Consider the following 16,642-nt stretch of genomic DNA (forward strand, 5'->3'; position numbering starts at 1 on the left):
GTAATTAGGTCCAAAACCACCATCAGGAAAAATATGTACTGAAATCGATGTAATGCCTTGTGTTGTTGTATTTTTGCAGACCATTTATAGCAACTATGCGGACAAAATCCCTGAAGAAGAACAAAATTAATGTGGTTACCTTGGGTTGTAGCAAAAATGTCTACGATTCTGAAGTGTTGATGGGCCAGTTGCGCGCCAACAACAAAGAGGTGGTTCACGAGGAGGAAGGCAATGTGGTGGTGATCAATACCTGTGGTTTTATTGCCAATGCCAAGGAGGAGAGTGTCAATACCATTTTGGAATATGTTCAAAAGAAGGAAGCCGGGGAAGTGGACAAGGTTTTTGTGACCGGATGCCTCAGTGAGCGGTATAAACCCGATTTACAGCAAGAAATACCCAATGTAGATGAATATTTTGGGACCAGCGATCTGCCCAATCTCCTAAAAGCCTTGGGTGCCGATTACAAACACGAATTGTTGGGTGAACGTTTAACAACCACACCCAAAAACTATGCGTATTTAAAAATTGCTGAAGGCTGTGACCGTCCTTGCTCGTTTTGTGCCATTCCGTTGATGCGGGGAAAACACAAAAGCAAACCCATTGAGGAGTTGGTATCAGAATCCGAAAAATTGGCTGCAAAAGGGGTCAAGGAATTGATTTTAATCGCCCAAGACCTTACCTATTATGGTCTGGACCTCTACAAAAAGCGAAATTTGGCCGAATTGCTCCAAAAATTGGTTAAGGTGGATGGTATAGAATGGATTCGTTTGCATTATGCGTTCCCTACGGGATTTCCCATGGATGTTTTGGACGTGATGCGCAACGAACCCAAAGTCTGCAATTATATCGATATTCCTTTACAGCATATTGCCGACCCAATTCTAAAGAGTATGCGAAGAGGAACAACGCAGGCCAAGACCACCAAATTACTTCAGGATTTTAGGGCAGCCGTTCCGGAGATGACCATTCGTACCACTCTGATTGTGGGGTATCCTGGGGAGACTGAGGAAGATTTCCAAACCTTAAAAAATTGGGTGACCAAAATGCGTTTTGAACGTTTGGGCTGTTTTACCTACAGTCATGAGGAGAATACCCATGCCTATTCTTTGGAGGATGATGTGCCTGAAGACGTAAAACAACAGCGCGCCAACGAGATTATGGAGATTCAGTCGCAGATTTCTTGGGAGCTCAATCAAAAGAAAATTGGGAAGACATTCCGTTGCGTCATTGATAGAAAAGAAGGGAATTATTTTGTAGGCCGAACCGAACACGATTCCCCCGATGTGGACAACGAGGTGCTCATTGATGCAGCCAAACACTACGTGAAAATTGGCGATTTTACCCAAATAGAAATTACAGAAGCTTCCGATTTTGACCTTTACGGAGTGCCTGTTACTGCTTAGATGACAGCAAGTTATAACGATTAAACTGACAATTGTCATAGTCCATATTGGCTTTAGCTTGTAGATTTGATGCTATTGTAACCATTAAATCGCATTGCTATGGTCAACTCCCGCAACACTGGAAAAGTGAACCTTGCTGTTACCTTTCTCCGAATTTTAATCGGTTGGCATTTCTTGTATGAAGGTGTCATTAAACTGTATAACCCAGAGTGGACTTCCTTTGGGTATTTGGCCACGGCCCAAGGCCCATTAAAACCATTCTTTTCAATTTTGATAGGAGAATCTGTCATTGGGTGGGTGGATACATTAAATATTATTGCCCTTCTAGTGGTAGGTGCAACCTTCCTCTTAGGATTTTGGGAGCGTTTTGGTGCCATTGTGGGGATAGGGTTATTGGCGCTCTACTATTTGGCCCATCCACCATTCCCTTGGCTCCAACAACTCAAGGTAGAGGGAAACTATTGGTTTGTGAACAAGAACCTCATTGAACTAATCGGCTGTATTTTGATTTTTTACCATCCAACGGGTCATTTCTTTGGATTGGGGCACTTAAAAAAGGGAGAACACCTCAAAATTGAACAATCATGAAATGGACTAGAAGAGATTTATTAAAAGGTTTGGGAGGACTTCCCATTTTAGGTGCAGTTTGGTGGGCTGGAGCCATTAGTGCTACTTCAAACAAAAAAGAGCGATTGGAAATTCTGGAGCAATTGAACATCCGGCCATCATTACCGCCAACGGTTCCCGAAATTGGAGGTGAACCTGTGCGAGTGGGCATTATTGGGTTTGGTATTCGAGGGGAACAACTCTGCAGGTCATTGGGGTTTGCCACCCCAGCTTGGATGGAAGAGATGAAACTTGCTACGGAAGAAGATCCCAACAATCACCAATTGGAAGATTTTTTAAAGCAGGACAAACTCAACGTGAAATTGGTGGGCATCTGTGATGTGTTCGATGTTAGGGCGGAGAATTTTATAGATGCTTTTACTACACCAGAGAATCCCATCAAAAGATACAACACCTACAAAGAAATGATTCAAAGTGGTGAGGTAGATGCGGTGGTGATTGCCACCCCGGACCATTGGCATGCCCCCATGTCCATTGAGGCCCTTAACCACAATGTACATGTGTATGTGGAAAAACCCATGACCCATACCGTTCAGGAAACTTATAGATTGCGCACTGCAGCTGAAAATTCCAAAGCAATATTCGCTGTGGGACATCAACATAGGCAAACCTTGAGCTTCAGTACCGCCCGGGATATTGTGGAAAAGGGAACCTTGGGGCATGTGTCCCTCATCCAGACCAATACCAATAGAAATGATGATAATGGGGCATGGAATTATGACATTCATGAAAAAGCTAGTCCAGAGACCATAGACTGGGAACAATTCTTGGGTTCGGCCCCTGCTGTTCCGTTTAACAAAAACCATTTTTTTAGATGGCGAAAATGGTGGGCCTATGGTTCTGGACTTTCAGGTGATCTATTGACCCATGATTATGACCGGCTTAATTGCGTTTTGAATATGGGGATTCCCACATCTGTCAGTGCCTCTGGCGGTATTTATACTCATAACGATGGCAGAAATGTACCCGATGTGATTCAAGTAAACATGGAATTCCCCAATTTTAGCACCGGAAGCAGTCAGACCAAAGGCAAAGAAAAGGGAATGACTTTCTGCTACAGTGCTACCTTGGGCAATGGCTTTAATAGGCCTACCATACTTATGGGACATGATGCTACCATGGAATTGGGTAATAAACTTTCGGTTTGGCCCGATGGAGCATCTACCCGTTATGCGGATATGATGGAAAATGAAAAGATGCGCCCAGGTGTTCCCATTTATCAATACGACCCAGCTGCCAATGTGCCTGATGCCATTTCATCGGCCACTTCACAATATTTTGCAGATAAGGGATTGATGTGGACCTATATTGATGGGGTACGGGTAGACTCTACCTTTTTGCACATGCGTGAATGGTTAAGTGTGATTAAAAATGGAGGAAAAGTAAGTTGTGGTATCAACGAAGGGTTTGATGAAGCCATTTCTGCCCACATGGCCGGCTTATCATGGAAATTGGGCCGTAAAATTGAGTGGGATGCCGAGACCGAGACGTTGAAACCTATTGAAGGTATCGATTTTGACCAGGTGTTATTAGGTAATGAAAACTGGGAAATGACCAACAAGGATGTTGTGATTGGTTTATAATTTTGGTTAGTATAGGGAAGATTCGTGGTACCGTTCGATGGAATTGTTGAAATATATTTCTTTAGTATTTCAATAGTGGTCGGGATTCAATAAAAAAGGTATCGGCAGCTTGATTTCCTCGGGCAATCACCAATCTTTTTTTATGGGCGACAAGGTCCAAATCACCGCAATAATTGCTGTCCGATGCAATTTTTATGGCCTTGCCACTCTCATCAATATGCCATATTGCACTATTTTCAACCGTGGTTGCAAATAAACCACCATTACCATCCAAAACAAGGCCATCAATGTCAACCACTTGGGGTGTTGTAATCAGTTGGACCATTTTTGCTGATGTGGTATTGAGTTTTATAAGATGCATTCCCCCGATAATTAAATCTTCTCCTGAGGATGCAATGCCGTTTGCCCATTTTAGTTTTTCATCATCTTTGGCAAGAATCAATAGGGAATCACCCTGTACTTTAAAAACAGAATGGACAAAGGAACCAGTTACAAATACATCTCCTTTTTCATTGATAGCTACATCGTTCAACCCAGAATTCTGGGATGACTCTGGAATATTTTTCACAACCTTGGCAGTTGCAATTTCTATTACCAAAAGCCGGTTGATATCTGCCACGAATAACTTCCCATCATGAATGGCCATTCCTGTAGGGCGGTTAAGATTTGTTATCCAATTCTGTTCTAAAAGATTCCCTGTTGAGGATAATTTTGAAATAAACCCTTCATTTCCAATTTTATATGATTTTCCACAAGATGCATAGTAAACGTCGTTGTCAGAATCGTATATCACGCTTTCCACGTTTTGGAGCTGCCTCCCGATAGCCCATCTTTGCACCAAAGAATCAGGTTGTATTTTCTTTGCGTCTACCGTTGGATTTGTTTTCTGTGTTACCGATTTTTTAGAATCCGTTTTACAAGAGATTGTAACCAGCAATAGAAATAGGATGAATGGAATCGCTTTCATAAGTAATGAATGCTTTTACATATTCACAAATTCAAATCCGGACAATGGGATATTTCTCAGGTCGAACTCGGTTTCGTTGAGCAATATCCCATGTTCCAAATAGGCTTTTAGGTTGGCAAGCCAAAACGTCCAGCCATTGCTGCATCCATGATGGATATTGAGCTTGCTGTCCTCATCCGTTGGAATTTCATGCTGTTTTAAAATAAGGAGCACGGCATTGCCATGGTCTTCCAGCGAGATGGAAACCTTGCTGTTGGTAAAGGTGATTTCCAAAAAATCCGTTCCATTGGCCTCAAGTACCTTTCCGGTTTCATGGCCATCCCAATTGTGCCACTTCCATATGTAGTCATCGCCCGCTTGAATGTTTTCATTGGGTTCCCGCTGTTTTCCGTTGTAAGTATAAATGGCCTCGCTCAAAAACCAAGAGGCAATCCCTTCCGAAGTACCCCAACACCAATAGAGTTTTTCTTGGGGTGCCTTAATGAAAATTTTTTTGGTAAACTGGTCAAAAGTCAACTTGCTCATCGTTTTCGTTTTAATTCGTACTCATATAATTCGCGTCCCAATTGCGCCAAAAAGGGAATGCCCACTTCATCATAATTATAGTCGTCATCATTGAAAATTTCATTACTGTTCACCAAAATAGTGGCATTAATGATAAAATCGATATTGTTTTTGGTGTCCCGGATATAGGCACAATCGGTTAGGGTGCCGTAGGCATACCCTACCTTATTATATATTTTGATGTGCTCTGGCATTGGGTCATAGTTGTCCCCAAACATGAAAAATTTTACATAACTATCGTAATATTCCTCTGGGTCGTATCCCAATTTCGCAGGAAGGGTGTGCATGGCTTCCAACAAAAAGCTACGCTGTTCAACACTTAGGTCAAATTGCTGTGCTTTGGGAAAAGCTTCTGGAAAAATGATGCGTTTTAACAGGGCATTTTGGGATTGGATGGGAAAGTAGTTTTTCAGGGAGAAATCAAAAGGTTCTTTCTGAAGCAAATCATCTTCATAATACGCTTTTCCTTTTTTTATTTTTCGCAATTTCAGGGGTTGTGCAGGTGTGTTGAGAATAGGTTTGCTTAGCACCGTGGTGGTATCATTTAAATAAATGACCAAGGGCTTGGTGGTGACATCATCCCCATTTGGAGCGGATAATCTATGCGCAATCCGGATGGGTTGCACACCTCTGTTCCGTATGCGTTGGTTGAGGTCATCTTGCCCCAAAAATTCAATCAAACGGTTGTTGGCAGCATTGTCCGAAACCGCAAAGATTTCTGAAATGGCCTTGGCAAAAGTGGTTTCCACAGAATCCCCTTCCACATAGAACCGGGTGTGCATGGAAAGGGAGTCAATTTCGTTTAGTTTTTCGAGTGCTGCCACAGCAGCGGGAAATTTGGCGGTACTGGCCGGATAAAAATAGTTGTCTTGGTTTACCTGAAAATCAAAATCGGTAAAAAGGATGCTGTCGTTCCTTCGGTCTATTTGGGTGTACCGTATTTGGAGCTCATGCGCCTTTAGGTTGTCCATCACCCGTGTGATCAAAGGACTTTCTGAACTGAGCGCCTTCTCCAATGGGTCTTCGTAGTTGACACTACTGCAGCCCTCCGTGAATATGATCAATCCCAAAAATATAAACCTACTCCACATGATGAATTATGGAATCTTTCAGTGTTCGTCTACATAAATTTCGCCCCTATGCGGCTTTAAAAGTTCCTTTACCTCTTTCAACTCAAACTCGGCAACTACCAAAAAGGCAATACTGTGTGTTGAGCTAAAGTGTTCAAATCCAGTAATGTCAAATTTCAACTCCTCGATCATTACAAACTCTTCAAGATGTTTCTGATAGTGTTCCGCAATATTGGCCGCACCGGGACTTCTAAAATCCCAGATTAACTTTATTTTTCTATCCAAAGCTTTTTCCATAGGATTAGAGGTCTTGTACCGAGGTGCCTTTTTCGGCAAACGCCTTAAAATCTTCCATGTATTTTTTTGACTGTTTTTTGAATGCGCCCGGCATCAAAAAACCCATCAGTTTCATACCAAAACCAGAAAATTGGAATTCACTTTCCGAAATCCAACGGGTTTTTCCATCCTCTTCCTTAAAATAGTTTTTTTGGATGTTGTGTACACCTTTGGTATCATAGGTGGTATGCATTTCTTCGGGAAGATTTCGCTTAATGATGGTCTCTACCATATCCATTTTACGATTGCCCATGGTATAGCTCAAGGCCATCTGGGCGCCTTCCTGGCCTGGGTTTTTTGAAAGTTGTTCATAGCCAACGAGCCCCCGCTGCCAGTGTTTCATGTTCTCCGGGTCATCCAGTTTCTTGGTAAACTCATCTCGGGGGAGTTCAACAAGAATTTCTGTGGTGTATTTCATTTTCTGATTGGTTTTGCACTAATGTAATGATTTCTTTGAAGGAACGGTCTACTAAAAATCTGTTAATGAGAAAGGAACCTACTTGTATGGGATTTTGTAATTGTTATTTTTGCGGAATGCTTACGCTCCAAAAAAATAGTCTTATCCTACTTTGCATAACAGGTGTTCTTTTTATTTCATCCTGTGAAGGCCTTTTTAATAAGGAAGAAGAGCAGGAACCATTGGCCAGGGTTGGCGATACCTACTTGTATAAGGAAGATATTGCATCCTTTATCCGTGATGATATGTCTGCCGAGGATAGCACCTTGTTTGTTACAGATTATATCAACAACTGGGCATCCAAACAATTGTTGTTGTCCAAATCCAAAATTAACCTCCCTGAGGAAAAATTGGCAGAATTTGATCGTTTGGTCTCCAATTACCGATCGGATTTGTACACCAGGGCCTATATTGAGGCGTTGGTACTCCAAGCTCAGGATACTTCAGTGACCAATTCCCAACTTCAACAATACTATGAGCGGGAGAAGGAAAATTTTAAACTCAACGAAAAGTTGGTGCAGCTTCGATTTGTGGGCATGTCTGAACAATTTTTGGATAAAGACCAAGTAAAGGCACGCATCAGGGATTGGAAGCAGAGTGATAAAACGTATTTGGATTCCATTGCGGTACAATTCAAGAAAATGCATTTTAATGATTCCATTTGGGTAAGTGCCTCCAGGGTGATTGAAGAAATACCACCTTTAACCCCTGTGAATGAGGTGACCTACTTAAAAAAATCACAATTTTTTGAGTTACAAGATTCGTTAGAGGTATATTTGGGAATGGTGACCAATGTATTGGAAGTCAACGACACGGCTCCGTTTGAGTACATCGCTCCGGATATACGGCAATTGATTTTGAACCGACGAAGATTGGACTACGTAAAAAAACTAGAAACCGAAATTATAGATGAAGCCATTAAGAAGAATGAATTTGAGGTTTATGATAAAGAAAAATAAAATTGTTACAACTACGGCAATTTTTGCAGCCATGGGTATGCTACAAGCGCAAGATTTGGATGAGTCCATTGCAATCAATGATAGCACCAGTACGTCCAATAAAATAAAATTGGATGGTATAGCAGCGGTTATTGGGGATTATGTGATTTTGGAATCGGATATTGACAAAACTTTGATTGACTTAAAAAGTCAAGGTGCATCAACCCAGGATATAACCCGTTGCAGCTTGTTGGGAAAATTGATGGAAGACCGATTGTATGCCCACCAAGCAGTACAGGATAGTTTGTTGGTTTCAGACGATCAGGTAAATGCCACAAGTGATGGGCAGATTCAGCAGCTCACCCAGCAGATTGGAAGCGTGGAAAAAATGCTGAAGTATTACAACAAACCCGATATGGAAAGCTTTAGACAAGAGCTTTTTGAAATCAATAAGCTGCGAATGCTCTCCGAAAAAATGCAAAGCAAGATTGTTGAGGAAATTGAGGTGACCCCGGAGGAAGTACGTCAGTTTTTCAATAAGATTCCAGAGGATGAAAGACCAGTTTTTGGCGCGGAATTGGAGATAGCACAGATTGTAAAGCAACCGGAAGCCACTGATGAAGAACGCCAAAAGGTCATCAATCAATTAAAGGAGATTAGACAAGACGTATTGGAAAATGAGGCCAGTTTCAATGTTAAGGCAATTCTCTATTCCCAAGACCCTGGGTCAAAATCCAAGGGGGGATTTTACAGCATGACCCGTGAAACTCCTTTCGTAAAGGAATTCAAGGATGTCGCCTTTAGTTTGCAAGAAGGTGAAATTTCTGAACCCTTTAAGACAGATTTCGGATACCACATCATCTATATTGAGAAAATTAGAGGTCAAGAAGTAGACCTTAGGCATATTTTGTTGATTCCAGAAATTCCTAAAGAATCCATTGAAAAGGCAGTGCAGGAATTGGATACCATCCGCCAACAGGTTTTGGACGGGAAATACACTTTTGCCGATGCCGCTTTGAATTTTTCGGATGAAAAAGAAACCAAATTTGATGGTGGTCTTTTGAGAAACCCTATCAATTTTGACTCCCGTTTTGAATTGACCAAAATGGACCCCACGCTGTATAACCAAGTGAGGAACATAAAGGATGGTGAAATATCAAAACCCATCCGTGAGGATGATCCAAGGGGAGGTGCGCCCAAGTTCAAAATCATGAAAATCTCCAACAGATATGACGAGCACAAGGCGGATTTTGCAAAAGATTATCTAAAAATTCAAGAACTGGCGCTCAGGGAAAAGCAGTTTAAAGCCATCAAGGAATGGATGGATGAACATATAGAGGACACCTATATCCACGTAAACACCGAAAATAAGGAGTGCGATTTTGCAAACAACTGGGTAAAGGAATAAATACATGTCAGACGTTACAGCCGTTGAAAATCTTGTAAAAAAACATGAAGCCCTAAAAAAAGAGATTGCCAAGGCCATTGTAGGCCAAGAAAAGGTGATTGAGCAGATTTTACTTTCCATTTATACGGGGGGTCACTCCCTTCTAATAGGAGTTCCGGGTTTGGCAAAAACGCTAATGGTCAATACTATAGCACAGACCTTGGGGCTCGATTTCAAAAGAATTCAGTTTACCCCGGATTTAATGCCCAGTGATATTCTAGGGAGCGAAGTTTTGGACCAAAATCGGAATTTCAAGTTTATTATGGGACCCGTTTTTGGAAACATCATCTTGGCCGATGAAATCAATAGGACACCGCCAAAAACCCAAGCGGCACTTTTGGAAGCCATGCAGGAACGAGCTGTGACCATTGCGGGAAAACAGTATAAACTCAACCGCCCTTATTTTGTATTGGCCACCCAAAACCCTATTGAGCAGGAAGGAACCTATCCCTTGCCGGAAGCACAATTGGACCGTTTTATGTTTGCTATTGAGCTGACATATCCATCTATTGAAGAAGAAATCCAAGTAGTGAAATCAACTACTACGGATGACGAGGTCGAAATCAATACCTTGTTCACTGCAGATGAAATCATTGAAGTGCAACATTTGGTACGAAGAATTCCTGTGCCGGACAATGTGGTGGATTACACTGTGAGATTGGTCAATAAGACACGACCCGGTTTGGAGGGAGCATCCGATTTTGTGAACAATTATGTGGATTGGGGTGCGGGACCAAGAGCCTCGCAGAACCTCGTACTTGCCGCTAAGGCCCATGCTGCTGTTCATGGAAAATTCTCTCCTGACATTGAAGATGTAAAAGCAGTGTCCTTGGGAATACTTCGCCATAGAATCCTAAAAAACTACAAGGCGGAAGCCGAAGGAATTTCTGAGGAAAGGATTATCTCCGAATTGTTGTAAATATCAAATCTTCTGCACTATTTAGGGGAATTCTAATTCCGAAATCGTAGGTATTTTAGTAAATTTACCAAATTACTAAAATCTTAAAACTCGATTATAGAATGGCATTTGATATTGACATGATTAAGGGCGTCTACGCTTCCATGGGGGAACGTGTGGACAAAGCCCGGGAGTTGGTGGGAAAACCCCTTACCCTTGCTGAAAAAATATTGTATTCACATTTATGGGATGGAATGCCCACCAAGGAATTTATCAGAGGAAAGGATTATGTTGATTTTGCCCCAGATAGAATAGCCTGTCAAGATGCAACGGCCCAGATGGCTTTGTTGCAATTTATGCAGGCCGGTAAAGATAAAGTGGCTGTACCTACCACCGTGCATTGTGATCACCTGATTCAGGCTAAGGATGGCGCTGCTACGGATTTAAGACATGCCAACGAGACCAGCAAGGAAGTATTTGATTTCCTTGGGTCGGTATCCAACAAATATGGAATTGGGTTCTGGAAGCCCGGAGCCGGTATTATTCACCAAGTGGTATTGGAAAACTACGCGTTCCCAGGGGGAATGATGATTGGAACCGATTCACACACGGTTAATGCAGGTGGATTGGGCATGGTGGCCATTGGTGTTGGTGGAGCTGATGCAGTGGATGTTATGGCCGGAATGGCTTGGGAATTGAAGTTTCCGAAGTTGATTGGGGTTAAATTGACAGGAAAACTATCCGGATGGACTGCTCCCAAGGATGTAATTTTAAAAGTGGCTGAGATTCTTACTGTAAAAGGGGGAACCGGAGCTATTGTGGAATATTTTGGCCCTGGAGCCACTTCAATGTCCTGTACCGGTAAAGGAACCATCTGTAACATGGGTGCAGAAATCGGAGCGACCACTTCAACCTTTGGTTATGATGAATCTATGGAGCGTTACCTAAGAGCTACCGATAGGGAAGATGTAGCTGATGAGGCCAATAAAGTAAAAGAGCATTTAACGGCAGACCCGGAGGTATACGCCAACCCTGAGAACTATTTTGATCAGGTCATTGAAATCAACTTAACGGAATTGAAACCGTTGTTGAACGGACCTTTTACGCCAGATTTGGCTACTGAAGTAGGAACCATGACCGATAAGGCCACGGAAAACGGATGGCCGTTGGCTGTGGAATGGGGATTGATAGGTTCTTGTACCAACTCTTCTTATGAAGATTTGTCGAGAGCATCCTCCATTGCCCAACAAGCTTTGGACAAAAAATTGAAAACAAAAGCTGAATTTGGAATCAACCCGGGTTCCGAACAGGTAAGATATACTACCGAACGTGATGGGATTCTTCAAATCTTTGAAAAATTGGATGCCAAGATTTTTACCAACGCTTGTGGACCTTGTATAGGCCAGTGGGCACGGTATAAGGATCCAAAGAATGCGCCTAAGAACAGTATTGTGCATTCCTTCAACCGAAACTTTGCCAAGCGTGCGGACGGAAACCCTAACACACATGCTTTCGTTGCTTCGCCAGAAATGACTGCAGCCATTGCTATTGCAGGCCGATTGGATTTCAATCCATTGACCGACAAATTGATCAATGAGGATGGAGAAGAGGTGATGTTGGATGAGCCGACAGGATGGGAGTTGCCTCCAAAAGGATTTGAAGTCAAAGAAAATGGCTATGTAGATCCTCTTGAAGATGGTAGCGGGGTTGATGTGATTGTTGCTCCTGACTCTGAGCGCCTACAATTGTTGGAACCTTTTGAACCTATGACACCTGCTAGTCTGCAGGGTATGAAACTATTGATCAAAGCCTTTGGAAAATGTACTACCGACCACATTTCCATGGCTGGTCCTTGGTTGCGCTTTAGAGGGCATTTGGACAACATTGCCAATAACACATTGATTGGAGCGGTGAATGCCTTCAATCAAAAGACCAACTTTGTGAAAAATCAGTTGACTGGCGAATATGAGGGTGTTCCTGATGCACAAAGAGCCTATAAAAAAGCAGGTATCAAAACGATTGTTGTAGGTGACCACAACTATGGTGAAGGATCTTCCAGAGAGCATGCAGCCATGCAGCCCAGACATTTGGGTGTTGCTGCCGTGTTGGTAAAATCGTTTGCAAGGATTCACGAGACCAACCTGAAGAAACAGGGGATGTTGGCCTTGACTTTTGCCAATGAAAGCGATTATGATCTTATTCAAGAAGACGATACCTTCAATTTCTTGGATATTGATGCCTTTGCTCCTGACAAGCCTTTGACCATTGAGATTGTTCATGCTGATGGTAGTAAGGACAGCATTAAAGTGAATCATTCGTACAATAATGCACAAATCAAATGGTTCAATGAAGGTTCAGCCTTGAACCTGATCAAAAAAGAGAATGCTTAAATTTTTTTAAGATTATTCAATAAAACTCCTGATATTGGCAAAATATCAGGAGTTTTTAATTTTAATACAGCCCCCAAAGCATGAAAATCAGTAAAAAGACCGTACTCAATATTGTATTGATTCTTTTTATACTCTCTTTTTTTGTAACCCCCCTTGGATATTACGGCAAGATTTTTTTAAACCGATTGTTCGCTTTTTCACCACCTGTGATTGAAGAATCACAACGAGAAAAAATCACCGACTACGATTGGCAATTGAAAGATGAGAATTGGGACTTTTTCAATTTTGAAAGATCGAAAGGAAATGTGGTATTCATTAATTTGTGGGCATCTTGGCGTTTACCCAGTGAAGCTGAACTGTCAAGTGTTCAGGAGCTTTACGACAAATACAAAGGCAAGGTGGATTTCTACATCATTACTAATGAAGAAAGACAACCTGTTGAAGCTTTTATGGAAGAGCACGAATTTACATTTCCGGTCACCTATTTGATCATTGGCGAGAAAATGCCTATTGACTCTAGTAAGGTACCCGCTTCCTACCTTATTGATAAATCTGGGAATATCATTGTCCATAAAGAAGGTATTGCCGATTGGAGCAATCGTAAATTCTATAAATTGTTGGATAAATTGATTGCAGAATAATCACTATGAAGTTTTCCAGGGAACAGATTAGCAATGGCATTTGGATTTTGGCCATTATTCTGATTGTCTTTACCCCAATTGGGTTCCATCTTCGGGTGTTGGTCAGCAAAGTTATAGCTACTAGCGCTGATGTAGTTGAGGTTAATGAACAAAATACGCTGAAAAACTACCATTGGAATTTGGTTGATGCTGAAGGTCAGCACATGGATTTTACATCCCAACAAGGAGAAGTGGTATTGGTCAATTTTTGGGCCACGTGGTGTCCACCTTGTATTGCTGAGTTACCAAGTTTGGTGGAACTCCATAAAGATTACACTAACAAGGTGGTTTTTGCCTTTGTGGCCAGTGATGAACGTGACAAAGTCACTGCGTTCCTTGAAAGGAAGGGATACCAACTCCCGGTCTATTTTGAGGCTTCTCAAACGCCCGATGCGTTGTACTCGAAAAGTATTCCTGCAACATATATTATCAGTAAATCAGGCAAAATTGTGGTGGATGAAAAAGGGGCTGCCAATTGGAATTCTGAAAGCACAAGGGCCTTGTTGGACAGCCTTCTTTTGGAGTAGTTATTTTTTAAAGTATTTAAAGGGAACAAAGAGCATCCCAAAACACTCTCCATCTTCCTTGCCCAAATGTTTATGGTGCATTTTATGGGCGCGTCGTACCCCTCGGGCATACCAATTGTTGGCATTTCTAAATAGCTTAAACCGTTGGTGGATAAAAATATCGTGCACCAAAAAATAGGCAATGCCATAGGCCAAAATACCAAAGCCCAAAGGCCATCCGTACCAAAATGAGGTATAACTGCCCAAAAAGAACAAGGTCATACTAACCACTGCGTAGAACAAGAAAAAAGCGTCGTTTCGTTCAAACCAAGAATCGTGGTCCTTTTTATGATGGTCTCTGTGGAGGCTCCATAAAAATCCATGCATTACATATTTATGGGTAAACCATGCCATGAATTCCATAAAACAGAAGGTTGCCAAAAAAATTCCTATCCAGAGCGCTATTTTCATTGTACTAATTGTAGTTTGTAATTTAGATAAGATTGGGCTAAAAGTCCAAATTTTTGGTAGTTGGGTACACGGATTCTGGCATTTTTTATTTCAAGTGGAGCTGTGCCCTGTAGTTTTTGGAGCAACTTTTTGTAATAACGATACGCCGTATAGACCCCAAATTTAGCCTGCTCCGGTAGTTTTGTAATACCAGAGTATCCTATTGCAAAATCTGCTTTGATTTCATTCACAATCCGTTTTTTGGAATCTTCATCCAATTCCATTAGGTTGGTATTGGGGAAGTAGGTGCGGTTGAGGTCTTCGTAATCCGCTTTCAGGTCCCTGAGGAAGTTCACTTTTTGGAACGCAGAGCCCAAGGCCATAGCCGATTCCTTCAGTTCCTCATACTTTTCTTTGTTTCCGTTAACAAAGACACAAAGGCACATCAACCCAACCACATCCGCTGAACCATAGATGTACTCTCGATATTCATCAAAAGTTTTATAATTCTTTTTGGTCAAATCCATACGCATACTTTTCATAAAAGATTCCACCAAGTGGTGTGGGATGTCATATTTGTGATAGGTATGTTGAAAGGAATTTAAAATGGGATTCAAGCTAATTTTGTTGGTAATGGCTTGTTCCATATCACTTTCAAAATCGTTAAAAAGCTGTGCTTTGTTATAGTCGTGGAATGTATCCACAATTTCATCGGCAAAGCGAACAAACCCATAAATGTTGTAAATATCGGCACGGATAGAAGGGGCGAGCATTTTAGTGGCCAAGGCAAAGGAGGTACTGTAGGACTGGGTAACAATCTTGCTACAGTGGTATGATACATCGTCAAAAATAGTTTTCATTCTTTTTGGTTTTTAATGATTAAATCAGATACCAGTTTCCCTGAAATGAGTGCTGGTGGTACCCCAGGGCCGGGAACGGTAAGCTGACCGGTAAAGAACAGGTTCTTCACCTTTCTACTTTTGAGGTTAGGTCTTAAAAAAGCGGTTTGCCGAAGTGTATTGGCCAAACCGTAGGCATTTCCTTTGTAGGAATTATATTGTTCAACAAAATCGTTTACACAAAAACTTTCCTTAAATATAATGGAATCTTTGATATGTTGATGGGTTCTTTTCTCAAATCGGGCCATTATAAGGTCAAAATATTGTTCCCGCAATTGCGGGGTGTCCTCCAATGCAGGGGCAATGGGAACCAGAAAAAAACCGGTTTCACAACCTTTTGGAGCCATGGAGGCATCGGTCACCGATGGAAAATTGGCATAGAACAAAGGTTCGCTGGGCCATTGGGGTTCGTCATAAATTTCTTGGGCATGTTTTTCAAAATCGGTATCAAAAAAGAGGTTGTGATGTTCTATATTTTGCAATTTTTTGTCAAACCCAAGGTAAAAGAGTAAGGAAGAAGGTGCATAGGTCCTCTTTTCCCAATATGCTTCGGAATATTGTCTGTATTTGGCATCCAACAATGTTTCTGAATGATGGTAATCCGCACCACTCACTACATAATCGGCCAAATAATTTTGCCCAGCACTTCTAATGCCCAGCACTTCCTTGTCTGATACTATAATTTTATCTACTGGACTGTCCACATGAATTTTTACGCCCAGTTCTTCGGCCACACTTTTCATGGCCTTTATGATTTCATACATACCGCCTCTGGGGTGCCAGGTGCCCAATCCGAAATCGGCAAAATTCATAAAGTTGTAAAATGAGGGGGTATTACTGGGTTTTGCTCCCAAAAAAAGTACAGGGAACTCCAAAGTGGAGATCAGTTTTGGATTTTTAAAGCGTTTACGTACCTCTTGACTGATGGTTTTGAAGAATTGATCAACCCGAAGCACGGTTTCCTTGGTCACTAATTCCAAAGGGGATAGACCAGGGCGCAATACTACCTTGTTAATCGCAATGTCATAGTTTTCCTGGGCTTGGCCAATAAACCGTTTTAAATGGTCTCCGCTCCCGGATTCCAGTCGGTCAAACTCCTCACATATTTTGTCCAAGCAATCCCCAATGGTGACCACATCATCTTCAAAGAAAACTTTGTAGGCTGGGTCCAGCTTGTCCAGTTGGTAGTAGTCTGAAGTTTTTTTGCCAAAATCAGCAAAAAATTTGTCAAAAATATCAGGCATCCAATACCAACTTGGGCCAATATCAAAAGTAAAACCATCCTTGACCAATTGTCTTGCCCTTCCCCCAACGGTGCTGTTTTTTTCAAAGATTTCAACTTCAAAGCCGGCCTTTGCCAAATAGCAAGCAGTGGAAAGGGAGGAAAAACCAGAACCAACAACAATGACGTTTTTCATCTTAAATGG

17 protein-coding genes are annotated in these 16,642 nt (G+C 41.8%); 9 read left to right on the forward strand and 8 right to left on the reverse strand.

The window, feature by feature from the left end; genetic code table 11:
- Window positions 1–95: 95 nt before the first annotated feature.
- From rimO to J0X14_RS18250, 3 genes are all read left to right on the forward strand, one after another.
- A complete protein-coding gene (rimO, locus tag J0X14_RS18240) occupies window positions 96–1,403 on the forward strand; it encodes a 30S ribosomal protein S12 methylthiotransferase RimO (RefSeq protein ID WP_207099263.1) in 1,308 nt (435 codons plus the stop codon).
- A 99-nt stretch (window positions 1,404–1,502) separates the two neighbouring features.
- A complete protein-coding gene (locus J0X14_RS18245; RefSeq protein WP_207099264.1) occupies window positions 1,503–1,991 on the forward strand; it encodes a DoxX family membrane protein in 489 nt (162 codons plus the stop codon).
- On the forward strand, window positions 1,988–3,613 hold the full coding sequence (locus tag J0X14_RS18250) for a Gfo/Idh/MocA family protein (RefSeq protein WP_207099265.1): 1,626 nt from the start codon (window positions 1,988–1,990) through the stop codon (window positions 3,611–3,613). Before J0X14_RS18245 ends, J0X14_RS18250 begins: the two co-directional genes overlap by 4 nt.
- Window positions 3,614–3,674: 61 nt before the next feature.
- On the opposite strand, the gene J0X14_RS18255 is transcribed toward J0X14_RS18250, so the two are convergent.
- From J0X14_RS18255 to J0X14_RS18275, 5 genes are read right to left on the reverse strand one after another with little or no spacing between them, the layout of a single operon-like run.
- Window positions 3,675–4,580: a hypothetical protein gene (locus tag J0X14_RS18255; protein ID WP_207099266.1), complete on the reverse strand. Its 906-nt coding sequence runs from the start codon at window positions 4,578–4,580 to the stop codon at window positions 3,675–3,677.
- A 15-nt stretch (window positions 4,581–4,595) separates the two neighbouring features.
- Entirely contained in the window at window positions 4,596–5,105 is a 510-nt protein-coding gene (locus J0X14_RS18260) for an SRPBCC domain-containing protein (RefSeq protein WP_207099267.1), read from the reverse strand.
- A complete protein-coding gene (locus J0X14_RS18265) occupies window positions 5,102–6,208 on the reverse strand; it encodes a serine hydrolase (protein WP_242528097.1) in 1,107 nt (368 codons plus the stop codon). Before J0X14_RS18265 ends, J0X14_RS18260 begins: the two co-directional genes overlap by 4 nt.
- A 45-nt stretch (window positions 6,209–6,253) precedes the next feature.
- Window positions 6,254–6,511: a hypothetical protein gene (locus J0X14_RS18270; RefSeq protein ID WP_207099269.1), complete on the reverse strand. Its 258-nt coding sequence runs from the start codon at window positions 6,509–6,511 to the stop codon at window positions 6,254–6,256.
- 4 nt (window positions 6,512–6,515) lie between these two features.
- Window positions 6,516–6,968, reverse strand: a complete 453-nt coding sequence (locus J0X14_RS18275; protein ID WP_207099270.1) for an SRPBCC family protein — start codon at window positions 6,966–6,968, stop codon at window positions 6,516–6,518.
- Between the two features lie 116 nt (window positions 6,969–7,084).
- On the opposite strand from J0X14_RS18275, the gene J0X14_RS18280 reads away from it, so the two are divergent.
- The 6 genes from J0X14_RS18280 to J0X14_RS18305 all read left to right on the forward strand — a co-directional run bounded on the left by J0X14_RS18280 (window position 7,085) and on the right by J0X14_RS18305 (window position 13,887).
- Window positions 7,085–7,966 (forward strand): peptidyl-prolyl cis-trans isomerase, encoded by an 882-nt coding sequence (locus J0X14_RS18280; RefSeq protein WP_242528098.1) that lies wholly within the window; start codon window positions 7,085–7,087, stop codon window positions 7,964–7,966.
- Window positions 7,950–9,353 (forward strand): peptidylprolyl isomerase, encoded by a 1,404-nt coding sequence (locus J0X14_RS18285; protein ID WP_242528099.1) that lies wholly within the window; start codon window positions 7,950–7,952, stop codon window positions 9,351–9,353. Before J0X14_RS18280 ends, J0X14_RS18285 begins: the two co-directional genes overlap by 17 nt.
- A 4-nt stretch (window positions 9,354–9,357) precedes the next feature.
- Entirely contained in the window at window positions 9,358–10,311 is a 954-nt protein-coding gene (locus J0X14_RS18290; protein WP_207099272.1) for an AAA family ATPase, read from the forward strand.
- Window positions 10,312–10,412: 101 nt separating this feature from the next.
- Complete coding sequence (locus J0X14_RS18295) at window positions 10,413–12,680, forward strand: aconitate hydratase (RefSeq protein ID WP_207099273.1); 2,268 nt, start codon at window positions 10,413–10,415, stop codon at window positions 12,678–12,680.
- 80 nt (window positions 12,681–12,760) lie between these two features.
- On the forward strand, window positions 12,761–13,321 hold the full coding sequence (locus tag J0X14_RS18300) for a TlpA family protein disulfide reductase (protein WP_207099274.1): 561 nt from the start codon (window positions 12,761–12,763) through the stop codon (window positions 13,319–13,321).
- 5 nt (window positions 13,322–13,326) lie between these two features.
- The gene (locus J0X14_RS18305; RefSeq protein ID WP_207099275.1) at window positions 13,327–13,887 is read left to right on the forward strand and encodes a TlpA family protein disulfide reductase; all 561 of its coding nucleotides are present in this window, start codon (window positions 13,327–13,329) and stop codon (window positions 13,885–13,887) included.
- Here the strand turns inward: J0X14_RS18305 and J0X14_RS18310 are convergent, their stop codons facing one another.
- From J0X14_RS18310 to J0X14_RS18320, 3 genes are read right to left on the reverse strand one after another with little or no spacing between them, the layout of a single operon-like run.
- Complete coding sequence (locus J0X14_RS18310; protein WP_207099276.1) at window positions 13,888–14,337, reverse strand: sterol desaturase family protein; 450 nt, start codon at window positions 14,335–14,337, stop codon at window positions 13,888–13,890.
- Window positions 14,334–15,176 carry a phytoene/squalene synthase family protein gene (locus J0X14_RS18315; RefSeq protein WP_207099277.1) on the reverse strand — a complete coding sequence of 281 codons (843 nt, stop codon included), beginning with the start codon at window positions 15,174–15,176 and terminating at the stop codon, window positions 14,334–14,336. Before J0X14_RS18315 ends, J0X14_RS18310 begins: the two co-directional genes overlap by 4 nt.
- Window positions 15,173–16,633: a phytoene desaturase family protein gene (locus tag J0X14_RS18320; RefSeq protein WP_207099278.1), complete on the reverse strand. Its 1,461-nt coding sequence runs from the start codon at window positions 16,631–16,633 to the stop codon at window positions 15,173–15,175. The genes J0X14_RS18315 and J0X14_RS18320 overlap by 4 nt, the downstream gene beginning before the upstream one ends.
- Window positions 16,634–16,642: the final 9 nt, after the last annotated feature.

This window comes from Allomuricauda sp. CAU 1633 (assembly GCF_017313225.1).
Taxonomy (GTDB): domain Bacteria; phylum Bacteroidota; class Bacteroidia; order Flavobacteriales; family Flavobacteriaceae; genus Flagellimonas.